Here is a 12,124-nt window from a genome sequence, read left to right as displayed (position 1 = left end):
GATTCTGATCCTTGTTCATGCTGCCCCCGGAGCGGGGAGGTCGAACCGGGCCGGCAGAGGAACGAGAAATTGTCCGTCTTCGTGACCTATTGCAAATTGATAATTGCCATGGCACGTATTACTGGCGATGATGAATGACGCTATCCTTCGAAAGATCGACCTCAACCTGCTTCTGGCCTTCGCGGTGCTGATGCAGGAACGCAACGTCAGTCGCGCCGCCGAGCGGCTGCTGCTTGGACAACCGGGCCTGTCGGCGGCCTTGAAGCGGTTGCGCGAGGCGCTGGACGACGACCTGTTCGTACGTGTCGGACGTGGCCTGCAGCCGACGCCCCGGGCGCTGGCGATTGCGCCTGTGATCGAGGACGCGCTTTCGAACATCGAACGGGCGATCCGTCCGCCGGCCGCGTTCGACCCGAAAAGCTGGGAAGGCGAGTTCCGCATCGGTATGTGCGACAATCTCGAATCGGCTTTCTTCGGCCCGCTCGCCGCCCGTCTGCGGCAGCTCTCGCCCGGATCGCGGCTGATCGGCGTCGCCTCGGAACGTCGTGACGTTTCGCGCATGCTGGATGACGGCGCCTTCGATTTCAGCGTCGCGGTGCACGGCGAGCCGCCCTCCTGGCACGTCCGCGCGCCGCTCTTCACCCAGTCGTCCGTCTGCATCTACGACCCCGCACAGATCAAGCTCAAGGCGCCGCTCGGCCTTGACGCCTATGCCGATGCCCCGCATGTCGCCGTCTCCTTCGAGGGCAATTCCTCGACCAGCATCGACGTAGCGCTCGCCGGTCACGGGAAAACCCGCAATGTCGTGGCGACGGTGCCGCGGTTCTCGGCGCTGCCGACGGCGCTTCGGGCCATGCCGGCCATCGCCACCATTCCGGAATCGATCGCCCGCTGCATGGCCCAACTCCACAATCTGATGATCGACCTGCCGCCGATCGACCTGCCGGCTGAGCCCGTGAGCATGCTCTACCGACGCGTCGACCACGCGGACAGCCGTGCCTCATGGTTTCGCACCCTCTTCGTGGAGGTCGCCGGCGCGGCGCTTGAAGCCTCCGGCTGCAAGATGGGAATTTCGCAGATCGCAGCTTAAGCCCGGCAAGCGGCCGGCTTTCGGAAATCAACACATGACGGCTTGATGCCGCTTGCCCGGCATGGTCTGTTGAGGATGAATATTGAGCCGCCACAGGGTCTTGAGCCCATTTTCCAGTGATGAGAGTGACATGAGAGACTTCGAATTACCCGGCCGTTCGCTCGCCGTCGGCCGCACTGCGATGGCCGCCACCTCACAGCCGCTGGCGACGCTCACCGCCATCGACATCCTGCGCAATGGCGGCAATGCCGTGGATGCGGCGGTTGCCGCCTGCGCCGTGCAGTGCGTCGTCGAAGCCGGGTCGACCGGCATCGGCGGCGATTGCTTCGCTCTCCTCTCGCTTGGTGGCACGGACGAGGTGCTGGCCTATAACGGGTCAGGCCGGGCACCGGCTGCCGCAACCGTCGAACATCTCCGTTCGCTCGGCGTCACCAGTCTCACCCGCACCTCGCCCCATACGATCACCGTGCCGGGTGCGGTGGATGCCTGGACGCGCCTCGTTGCCGATCATGGCCGGATGAAAATGGCCGATATTCTTGCGCCGGCCATCAAGCTGGCGCGCGACGGTTACGTTCTGCCACCGCGCACCGCGCACGATCTTGCCGCACAGGCAGAAATCCTGAAGGACGACCCGGCTGCAAGCCGCGTCTTCCTCGTCGACGGCAAGGCGCCGCCGGCAGGTTCGATCCAGTATCAGAGGCAACTTGCCGATACGCTGGAAGCTATCGGCCGGGAAGGCAGGGACGCTTTTTATCGAGGCCCGATCGCGGAAGGCATGGTGAGCTACCTGAATGGCATCGGCGCCCTGCATTCGCTCGAAGATTTCGCCAATGCCAAGGGCGAATATGTGACGCCGATCAAGACGACATTCCGTGGCCACGAAATCCACGAATGCCCGCCCAACGGCCAGGGCATCATCGCGCTGATGATCCTCAACATCCTGTCGCATTTTCCGGGCAAAGGCGATCCGCTGGCGCCTGAGCGCCTGCATATCGAGGTCGAGGCGACGCGGCTGGCTTACGCGGCGCGAGATCGGTTCCTCGCCGATCCGGCCAAGGCCGACGTGCCGATCGATTACCTGCTCTCGGACGAACTTGCCAGGCAGTTGGCCGGCATGATCGATCCCGACAAGGCGATCACGGACCTGCCGCCCTTCGACGAGGTGCCGCACAAGGACACTATCTATCTCTCCGTCGTCGACAGCGATCGCAATGCCATCAGCTTCATCAACTCGATCTTCTTCGTTTACGGCAGCGGCCACATGGATCCCAAGAGCGGGGTGATGTTCCACAACCGGGGTTTCAGCTTCTCGCTCGATCCGGACCACCCGAACGCAATCGCGCCGGGCAAGCGGCCGATGCACACGATCATTCCCGGCATGGTGACGAAGGACGGCCGTGCCGTGATGCCGTTCGGCGTCATGGGCGGCCAGTACCAGGCCATGGGCCACGCCCATTTCCTCTCGAAGGTCTTCGATTACGGCATGGACCTTCAAAGCGCCATCGACCTGCCGCGCCTCTTCCCGCTGCCTGGCACCAACCAGGTCCAGATGGAGGCACGGCTGCGCGACGCGGTTGGCCCGGAATTCATCAAGCGCGGTTTCGAGGTGAAAAAGCCGGAATCGCCGATGGGCGGCGCCCAGGCGATCTGGATCGACTGGGAAACCGGGGTATTAAGGGGTGGCTCCGACCCCCGCAAGGACGGCATGGCTCTCGGCATTTGAGCTGCCCACCCACCCGATCAAGATATCCTGCGGAATATAACGATAGTCAAAACCTCTCCTTCGAGGTATCCAAAGGAATATCTCGTTTGAGGATTGGAGAGGAAATCATGAACATTGAGCGTCATCCCTGGATCAGGCTCGCGGTGACGTCGGTGGCAGCCGCCTTCGTAACACTCGCTTCCTTTGCCGCTCCCGCCGCCGCGCAGGAAAAAGTCACCGTCTTTGCGGCAGCCAGCATGAAGAACGCGCTCGACAACGCCAACAAGGCGTGGAGCGCCCAAGAGGGCAGGCAAGTCACGGTTTCCTACGCGGCAAGCTCGGCGCTCGCCAAGCAGATCGAAAACGGCGCACCGGCCGATATCCTCATTTCGGCCGATCTCGACTGGATGAAATACCTCTCCGACAAGAAACTTGTCAAGGAAGACACCAGGTTCAACTGGCTGGGCAACCGCATCGTGTTGGTCGCCGCTAAGGATACCGCCAATCCGGTGGACATCCGGCCGGGATTCGATCTCGCGGGATTGCTTAAAGGCGGGCGGCTCGCGATTGGTGAGCCGAATGCGGTTCCAGCCGGCAAATACGGCAAGGCCGCGCTCGAAAAGCTCGGCATCTGGTCGTCGGTCGAAAAGAGCGTCGCAAGTGCCGAAAGCGTTCGCGCGGCGCTCGCGCTCGTCTCGCGCGGCGAAGCGCCTTACGGCATCGTTTATCGGACGGACGCGGCGGCCGATCCGGGCGTTACCATCGTCGGCGTCTTCCCGGCCGACACCCATCCGCCGATCGTTTATCCAATCGCCATTCTGTCGGAATCGAAGTCCAAGGATGCGCCTGCCTATCTCGACTATCTGAAATCGGCCAGGGCGGCGCCGTTCTTCGAAAAGGAAGGTTTCATCGTTCTGAAGTAACCCGCAAGCACTCCAGCGAACTCATCGAAACGGCCCATTTCAGGGCCCTTTTCCGTTTCGGACGAAGCCATTCTGAGGAGCGAGCCGATGCGGCTCAGCCAGGCTCGGATTCCGATTTCAACAGACTTCACGCAGTTGTTTGTTCTCGAATCCCGAACATTCCGTTTGGAAATCATGCCCTAGCGACCTTGGACCCGCTCCCCCATTTCTAGACCGGAAGCAAACAACGCGCTTCCCTATACCGTTCGACGGAAGCCGGCTCCCAAGCGGCTCCGTTTCAGTCAAGGAATACGATAATGAAGACAGTACTTTCCACGCTTGCCGCAGCCATGATCGCTTCGGCTTCTTTCGCCGGCGTCGCTCTCGCAGAAGGCGACTATTATCAGGGTGCCTCCAAGGGACAGGCCGCCGTCCAGACCAACGATAAGGTCGACAATGTCAGGACCGGCAGCATCGATCGGGTCCGCACCTACGACGATCGCGGCGACCAGCCGATCTTCAAGCATGAAAGCCGCGACAATCGCTAACCGCAGCTCATTCAAGATACCGAATATCGTCCGTCAGGCAGGTCGCAAACTTCAGCCCCGGACGAACTCTGAAAAGGACTAGGACAATGAAGACTTCCATCTCCGCTATCGCCGCCATGATCGCCGCAGCTTCCTTCGCAGGCTCGGCTCTCGCCGAAGGCGACTATTATGAAGGCACCTCGAAGGCACATGCTTCCGCCCAGATCAACGGCGGTAATTTAGACGGCGTGCGCACCGGCAGCATTCAGATCCGCGACAACGATCGCCAGGAAAACCCGTCGATCTTCGGCGATACGAGCCGCGACAACCGCTAACCAGCCGCGCAAAGAGACAAAGGCTTAACGGCCTTCGTCCGAGGCAATCCATCTTGTGAATGCGATGGTGCAGGGAGAGCAGCGGTCAATCCGGCGCTCTCCCACCGCCTTTTCAGTACGCTTCCGATAACTTTCCCGCGAAGACCTAGCCATCCGATCCGTCTCGATATATCCAAGGTGATATATTGCATTGCGGCTGCGGGTGGGATAGGCGTTTGGACTGGCTGGTGCTGAGTGACGAGGAATGGACCGCAATCAGGCTCAGCCTGAAGGTTTCCTCCGTCGCGATGATCGTCAGCCTGCCGTTCGGCCTTCTCGTCGCCTACCTGCTTGCCCGCGGAAAATTCTGGGGCAAGTCGATCCTGAACGGCGTCGTCCACCTGCCGCTTATCCTGCCGCCGGTCGTCATCGGTTTCCTGCTGCTGATCCTGTTCGGACGGCGCGGTGTGATCGGCGCCTTTCTCAACGAATATCTCGGCATCGTTCTCTCCTTCCGCTGGACGGGGGCCGCACTCGCCTGCGGCGTCATGGGCTTCCCGCTGATGGTGCGCTCCATCCGGCTGTCGATCGAGGCGGTCGACCGCAAGCTCGAAGAGGCAGCGGGTACGCTCGGTGCCGGCCCCGCCTGGGTTTTCATGACCGTGACACTGCCGCTCATCCTGCCGGGCGTGATCGCCGGCATGATCCTCGCCTTCGCCAAGGCGATGGGCGAGTTCGGCGCAACGATCACCTTCGTCTCCAACATACCGGGCGAAACCCAGACGCTTTCGGCGGCGATCTACACATTTACCCAGGTACCAGGCGGCGATGCGGGCGCGATGAGGCTGACATTGGTCGCGATCGCCATCTCGTTTGCGGCACTCCTCGCCTCGGAATTCATGGCCTATCTGGTCGGCAAGAGGGTCCATATCGAATGACCCTGATCGTTCAGGCGCGGCAGGCGCTGGGGGAGTTCGTCCTCGATGCGGGTTTTACCTCTGATGGCGGCGTGACCGCGCTGTTCGGGCCTTCGGGCTCCGGCAAGACGTCGCTCGTTCGGCTGATTGCCGGGCTCTCCAAGCCGGATCACGGGCGGCTGATGGTCGATGGCGAGGTGCTGCTCGACACTGAAAACCGGATCTTCGTGCCAAAGCATCGGCGCCGTTTCGGCTACGTATTCCAGGAGGGGCGGCTTTTCCCGCACCTCTCCGTCCGCCAGAACCTGAATTACGGCCGCTGGTTCGCGCCGAAGACAATGCAGACCGAGAATTTCGACCGCATCGTTGAACTTCTCGGCATCGGCGCGCTGCTCGTCCGGCGGCCCGGAAAACTCTCAGGCGGCGAAAAACAGCGTGTCGCGATTGGTCGGGCGCTGCTGTGCGCCCCGCGTCTCCTTCTGATGGACGAGCCGCTTGCCGCGCTCGACGACCAGCGCAAGGCGGAAATCCTGCCTTATCTCGAGCGACTGCGCGACGAAACCTCGACGCCGATCGTCTATGTCAGCCACTCGGTATCTGAGGTTGCGCGGCTTGCCGACAGGGTGGTGATGATGAAGGACGGCCGGGTCGAGGCGGTCGGCACGCCATCCGAGGTCCTGTCGCTGCCCTCGACCGATCGACGCGATGCCGGCGCGGTGCTGACCGGTACGGTCGAAACGATCGATATCCCGCACTGGCTGGCGACGATCCGGCTTTCGCAGGCGCAGATCGTCGTGCCGAATGCGCGGGTCGAAGAGGGGAGAAGCGTGCGCGTGCATATCCCCGAACGCGACGTGATGGTCGCCACCCAGCGACCGGAGGGCCTGAGCGCGCTCAATATCCTTGAGGGCATAATCGCCGCGATCGAGCCGGACGGCGACGGCATGGTCCGCATCCGCATCCGCTGCGGCGACGACATGGTGCTCGCCCGTATCACCGCGCTTTCCGTCGAACGCCTCGACCTGAAGCTCGAAAAGCCGGTATTTGCGGTGATCAAGACGGTTGCGCTGGAGCGATAAACTCGTTCTTGTCAAATATTGTACGTACGAATAATTCTTGCTTAGTCGCCCGCATTATTGTACATACATTTAATGAAGATCACCTGGGACGAGTCCAAGCGCCAGAACAATTGGCCAAGCACGGATTGGACTTTGCCGATCTCGCACTCGAGTTCTTTCAGTCCTCTAAGATCGGACCGGCCAAGCAAGACCGCTTCAAGGCGATCGGAGAACTGAACGGCCTGATCATCATTGCGGTCGTCTTTCGACCGCTCGGTTCGCAAGCGCTGTCGGTGATCTCCATGCGTCCGGCAAGCCGCAAGGAAAGGAAGCTCCCATGAGCACCAAGTTCTCTTCGAAAAGACCACTCACAGACGAGGAAGAGGCCGAGATCCAGCGAATGATTGCCTCCGATCCGGAAAATCCCGAATGGACGGAAGACGATTTCAAGAACGCGAGACCGTTTCGCGAAGTTTTTCCCGATCTCGCCGCCAGCATCGACCGGGAGATCGCAAGGCGCGGCCGGCCGCCGCTGGAGAAGACGAAGCAACCAGTAACCATCCGTCTCGATCCCGACCTTGTTGAGCATTACAAGGCGACGGGCAAGGGCTGGCAATCCCGCATGAACGACGATCTGCGGAAGGCTGCGGGAATATAATCGAACCCGAATTCCGAGGGGTGCCGAGCAGCCGCTTGGTGGCGTGTTCGTCTTGCGGTGCTCTGGCTCGTGTCAGCGCCGACCCTGTAAATTACCCCTCCGAAGAAATTTTGCACACGCGTACATTTTGTCATCCGGGTGTTAAGGAGCGCCGCTAGACCACTTCCTGTTGATGATCTTCAGCGCTTCCGCAAGCCCCGGCCGACAGGTCTTTCAGGGTTCGGAAGAAGCCATTTCGCTCTTCGGGGAGTAAACCATGACTGTTCTTCCGATACTCAAATCCGCCACGCTCGCGGCCGTTCTCTTCGCCTCGACGGCGGTCTTCGCGTCCGCCAAGGATGTCACCATCTCCGTCTGGTCCGGCGGTTCCGGGCCGAACGACAACTACCGCACCGATGCGTTCGACATCGCCGCCGATATTCTCGAGCGCGAAGCTGCCATCCGCGGCGAACAGCTCAACATCATCGTCCAGAAGACGCCCTATTCCGGCTGGGAAGACTTCAAGCAGGCCCTGACGCTGGCTGCCGAAGCCAAAAAGGCTCCGAACATCGTCGCCACCGGCCATGAAGACATCGGCCCCTGGGCCCAGGCCGGCCTCATCGTTCCGGTCGAGAAGTTCATCGACCTCGATAGCTGGCCGATCAGCGACATCTATCCGAACCTGATGGAGATCACCTCCTTCAACGGCACCGTCTACGGCATTCCGCAGGACGCCGAATCCCGCCCGTTCTTCTTCTGGAAGCCTTACATGAAGGCGATCGGCTATTCGGATGCCGATATCGAGGCTCTGCCGGCCAAGGTCGAAAAGGGCGAATATACCCTCAAGAACGTCCTCGAAGACGCCAAGAAGATGCAGGACAAGGGCCTCGTCCAGGCGGGCTACGGCTTTTATCCACGCACCAATAACGGCCCGGACTACTGGCAGTTCTACACGTCCTTCGGCGGCGTGATGGAAGAGCAAGGCAAGCTCGTCTTCGACAAGGCCGCGATGAAGCGCACCTACCAGTATTTCGCCGATCTCGTGAAGGCCGGCGTCACCAAGAAGAACCATATCGGCATGCCGGGCGACCAGTGGTGGAAGGAAGTCGCCACCGGCAAGGCCGGCATCTGGCACGGCGGCACCTGGCATTATGCCCGCCTCGTCAACCAGGAAGGCCTGAAGGACTTTTTCGGCAACGTTCAGTTCACCCTGACGCCGGCCGGCGACGGTGGCAAGGCCAACACGCTGACCCACCCGCTCGCCTACCTGCTGATGGCCGGCCATACCGAAGAAGAGACGCAGATCGCGGCCGACCTGATCAAGATCGCCTCCGAGCCGCGCATCAACGCGCTGCATGCGATCAAGTCCGCCCATCTCGGCATCTCGCCTTCCGAAACCAAGGTCGACCTCTACACCGCCAACCGTTGGGCTTCGGAAGCCACCGAGCGCCTGCTGCCGCATGCCAACGCCATGCCGAACAATGCTGATTTCGGCAAGTACTGGACGATCATGTGGAAGAACCTCGAAGCATCCTGGACCGGCGCCAAGACCGCCGATGCCGCGGTCAACGATGCCGAAACCGAGCTGAAGTCGACGCTCGGCGCAGCGATCATCATCCGCTGAAGCAAGCGCCCTGTGTCTCCACCGGTTGACGCAGGGCGCCGACCGATCCGGGCGAAACTCCTTGCCCCGAACTGCGGGCGGCGCTCGCTCCGCCGCCCGCATCCCATCCGTTTCCCAAGGCTTCACCCATGCGAACGTCACGAACGCTCGGACTGGTGATGATCGCGCCCGCCGCGGTCATGATCCTCCTGTTTTTCCTGGTGCCGGTCGTGTTGACCGCCATCTTCGCCATGACCAACATGACGACCGCGACCGGCATTTCCGGCGGGGCCTGGCAGGTCACGCAAGGTGCCGTCAACCGTCTAAAGGCCGAGATGCCGGACCTTGCGGGTGGCATTGCCGAGCCGCGCTTTGTGATCGACGAGGAGGGCCTTGTCGCCCTCGATGCCCTGAAGCTCAAGGCCGGATTCACCGCGGAACTGCGATCCAGCCACATGGGCGAGGTCTTCCCGTCCCGGCGTGAGGCGGAACGGGTGATCAAGGCGCTGAAGGACCGGCCCTCGACCCGCGAGGTCAAGCAGATCTCCGACCTCTTCAACCGCTCGGTTCTCAATACCCGTTTCGAGACCCGCGACGAGCTGATGGCGAACCTCAAGAAGCTCGGCTTCACGCTGACGCCAGCCGAACAGCAGACGGTCGCCAAGGCTACCTATACCGGCTGGGTGTGGACGACGGAAAACTTCCGGATCATCGGCAATTCGCCGGACATGGCGTCGATCTTCCTCAACACCGCCTTCTACGTCGCCACGACGCTGCTCGTCTTCAATGTCAGCTATGCACTCTTCCTCGCCATCACCACCCACTACATGCCGGCTTCGACCGCATCCATCTTCCGCGCCATCTGGCTGCTGCCGCGCATCACGCCGGTGGTCATCTACGTGTTGATGTGGAAATGGCTGACCTGGGACAGCGGCTTCATCTCGATGTTCATGGGCCAGTTCGGTTATCCGCCAAAGAACTACCTGCTCGACAGCGCCTATAACGCCTGGTTCTTCGTGATCCTGATCAACGGCTTCATCGGCGCCTCGATGGGCATGCTGGTCTTCTCTTCCGCGATCAAGGCGATCCCGCAGACGCAGTTCCATGCAAGCGAGGTCGATGGCGCCAGCCGTTGGCAGCAGGTCCGCCACGTCATCCTGCCGCAGCTTCGCTGGCCGATCCTGTTCGTCACCTGCTACCAGACCCTGTCGCTGCTCGCCTCCTTCAACGAAATCCTCCTCTCGACCCGCGGTGGGCCGGGGCGCGCGACCGAAGTCTGGTCGCTCGCCGCCTACCACACCGCGCTCAACAACTATACCGGCAACCTGGAATACGGGCTGGGCGCCGCCATGGCGCTGGTGCTGGTGGTTGTCGGGATCGTGCTGTCGCTCATCTACCTGCGCATCTTCCGCTACGACACGCTGATCTCCAAACCGCTGATCGAGGATTGAGCATGGCCGAAAAACCGCAAATTTCGTCAAACGCGACCTCGGCGAATTTTTCGAGCCTGCCCGTGATCCTGCTGCTCGGCCTTTTCAGCCTGCCGCTGCTGGTGATGTATGCCTATCTCTTCATCGACACGATCAGCGACACGGAAGTCGGCTCGCTGATCCCGAACGAGTTCACGCTGCGCCACTGGAGCTTCCTCTGGGAGACCAAGACCGGCAAGCCGAACATCTGGCTCGTCACGCTCAACACCTTCATCTTCGCAAGCTGCATCACCGGCGTCATCCTCACGGTCTCGTCGATGGCGGGTTACGTGCTGTCGCGCCTCAACGTGCCGGCGCGCGGCTTTTTCCTCGCCGGCGTGATGGTGCTGCACGCCTTTCCGTCGGTGACGCTGATCATCGCCATCTTCATCGTGCTGCAGTGGATCGGCCTCTACAATTCGCTGATCGGGGTGATCCTGGTGAAGGCGGCGATCGACCTGCCGCTCGGCATCTGGCTGATGAAGGGTTTCTACGACACCGTGCCCTGGGAGATCGAGATGGCCGGCACCGTCGACGGCGCCTCGCGCTTCACGGTCTGGCGCCGGCTGGTGCTGCCGCAGATCAAACCGGCGGTGATGGCGCTCGGGCTGTTTTCCTTCCTCACCGGCTGGAGCGAATTCATCCTGCCGCAGGTGCTGGCGCCAGGCGCAAAGGTGCAGGTCCTGTCGGTCTATCTGGCGGGCCTGATCATCGACGACAACAATTTCGATTTCGGCACCTTCAAGGCCGTCGGCGTCTTCTACGTCGTGCCGGTGCTGATCCTCTATGTCTTCTTCCAGAAGCATCTCATGAACATCTATGGCGGAGGCACCAAGGGCTGATGCGTATACTGCTCGACAAGTTTTCCAAGAGTTTCGGCTCCACCAAGGTCATCGAGGATATGGATCTCGAAGTAGGCTCCGGCGAGATGCTGGCGCTGCTCGGGCCTTCCGGCTGCGGCAAGTCGACGACGCTGTTTGCTGTCTGCGGCATCCACCGGCCGACTGCAGGCCGCATCCTGTTCGGCGATCGGGACGTCACCAACCTGCCGAGCCAGGAACGCAATGTCGGCGTCGTTTTCCAATCCTATGCGCTTTATCCGCATATGACGGTCGAGGAGAATATCGGCTTCCCGCTGATGGTGAAGCGGGTTGCCTCCGCCGATATCAAAAAGCAGGTCGCGGACATCGCGGGGCTTGTCCATATCGAAGATCTCCTCGCCCGGCGCCCGGCGCAGCTTTCGGGCGGCCAGCAGCAGCGCGTGGCGCTCGCCCGCGCCCTGATCCGCCGCCCGGACGTGCTGCTCCTCGACGAACCGCTCGCCAATCTCGACGCGAAACTGCGGCTCGAAATGCGCTCGGAAATCCGAAGGCTGCAGAAGGAAACCGGCATCACCGCCATCCTCGTCACCCATGATCAGGTCGAGGCGATGTCGATGTGCGATCGCATCGCCATCATGAAATCGGGCGAGATCGTCCAGATCGCCACGCCGTCGCAGATGTATAGCGATCCGCGCACGTCCTTCGTCGCCAGCTTCCTCGGCAATCCGCCGATCTCCTTCCTCAAGGGCAAGGCCCAGCAGGGAGCATTCGTGCTCGGTGAAAACGGTTTGCGCCTGCCGCTTGCCACAGTTTCGGGCATTCCGGATGGAACCGCGCTCAGCCTTGGCGTCCGCCCGGAACATTTCGGCACGGCGGGCGGTGTGCCCGTAGAAGGCAAAGTCGTGTTTGCGGAAACTCAAGGCCGCGAAAATCTATACGATGTCATTCTGCCGGACGGTTCCGTGCTGCGCTCGATCCAGCCGGTGCGCGACGATGTGAAGCCGGGTGATAGCGTGCGCTGGAACCTGGACAGCGCCTCGACCTTTGTCTTTGCAGAAGACGGACAGAGATTGTGATGGAGGCT

General features: G+C 61.5%; 12 protein-coding genes and 1 pseudogene. All 13 read left to right on the top strand.

Going from position 1 to position 12,124, the window contains the following annotated elements:
• Nucleotides 1-127 precede the first annotated feature (127 nt).
• The 13 genes and pseudogenes from RG540_RS22725 (at nt 128) to RG540_RS22665 (ending at nt 12,116) form a co-directional block, all read left to right on the top strand.
• Nucleotides 128-1,090, top strand: coding sequence for a LysR family transcriptional regulator (locus RG540_RS22725; RefSeq protein ID WP_041363787.1), 963 nt, complete (start codon nt 128-130; stop codon nt 1,088-1,090).
• A 130-nt stretch (nt 1,091-1,220) separates the two neighbouring features.
• Complete coding sequence (gene ggt / locus RG540_RS22720) at nt 1,221-2,813, top strand: gamma-glutamyltransferase (RefSeq protein WP_041363785.1); 1,593 nt, start codon at nt 1,221-1,223, stop codon at nt 2,811-2,813.
• A gap of 107 nt (nt 2,814-2,920) precedes the next feature.
• Nucleotides 2,921-3,715 (top strand): molybdate ABC transporter substrate-binding protein, encoded by a 795-nt coding sequence (modA, locus tag RG540_RS22715; protein ID WP_041363783.1) that lies wholly within the window; start codon nt 2,921-2,923, stop codon nt 3,713-3,715.
• Nucleotides 3,716-4,011: 296 nt separating this feature from the next.
• Nucleotides 4,012-4,242, top strand: coding sequence for a hypothetical protein (locus RG540_RS22710; protein WP_041363782.1), 231 nt, complete (start codon nt 4,012-4,014; stop codon nt 4,240-4,242).
• An 86-nt stretch (nt 4,243-4,328) separates the two neighbouring features.
• Nucleotides 4,329-4,556, top strand: a complete 228-nt coding sequence (locus RG540_RS22705; RefSeq protein ID WP_041363779.1) for a hypothetical protein — start codon at nt 4,329-4,331, stop codon at nt 4,554-4,556.
• Between the two features lie 215 nt (nt 4,557-4,771).
• Nucleotides 4,772-5,473, top strand: coding sequence for a molybdate ABC transporter permease subunit (gene modB / locus RG540_RS22700; protein WP_041363778.1), 702 nt, complete (start codon nt 4,772-4,774; stop codon nt 5,471-5,473).
• A complete protein-coding gene (modC, locus tag RG540_RS22695) occupies nt 5,470-6,531 on the top strand; it encodes a molybdenum ABC transporter ATP-binding protein (protein WP_041363776.1) in 1,062 nt (353 codons plus the stop codon). The genes modB and modC overlap by 4 nt, the downstream gene beginning before the upstream one ends.
• 72 nt (nt 6,532-6,603) lie before the next feature.
• Nucleotides 6,604-6,851: pseudogene (locus RG540_RS22690) on the top strand (BrnT family toxin).
• A complete protein-coding gene (locus tag RG540_RS22685; RefSeq protein WP_041363775.1) occupies nt 6,848-7,168 on the top strand; it encodes a BrnA antitoxin family protein in 321 nt (106 codons plus the stop codon). Before RG540_RS22690 ends, RG540_RS22685 begins: the two are co-directional and overlap by 4 nt.
• A 256-nt stretch (nt 7,169-7,424) precedes the next feature.
• A complete protein-coding gene (locus RG540_RS22680; protein WP_041363773.1) occupies nt 7,425-8,771 on the top strand; it encodes an extracellular solute-binding protein in 1,347 nt (448 codons plus the stop codon).
• A 128-nt stretch (nt 8,772-8,899) separates the two neighbouring features.
• On the top strand, nt 8,900-10,201 hold the full coding sequence (locus RG540_RS22675) for a carbohydrate ABC transporter permease (RefSeq protein WP_041363771.1): 1,302 nt from the start codon (nt 8,900-8,902) through the stop codon (nt 10,199-10,201).
• A 2-nt stretch (nt 10,202-10,203) separates the two neighbouring features.
• Nucleotides 10,204-11,061 (top strand): carbohydrate ABC transporter permease, encoded by an 858-nt coding sequence (locus RG540_RS22670; protein WP_041363769.1) that lies wholly within the window; start codon nt 10,204-10,206, stop codon nt 11,059-11,061.
• Nucleotides 11,061-12,116, top strand: coding sequence for an ABC transporter ATP-binding protein (locus RG540_RS22665; protein WP_041363768.1), 1,056 nt, complete (start codon nt 11,061-11,063; stop codon nt 12,114-12,116). Before RG540_RS22670 ends, RG540_RS22665 begins: the two co-directional genes overlap by 1 nt.
• The last annotated feature ends 8 nt before the right edge of the window (nt 12,117-12,124 follow it).

It is taken from the genome of Neorhizobium galegae bv. orientalis str. HAMBI 540 (genome assembly GCF_000731315.1).
GTDB lineage: Bacteria > Pseudomonadota > Alphaproteobacteria > Rhizobiales > Rhizobiaceae > Neorhizobium > Neorhizobium galegae.
This window is presented reverse-complemented; position numbering and strand designations above follow the sequence as displayed.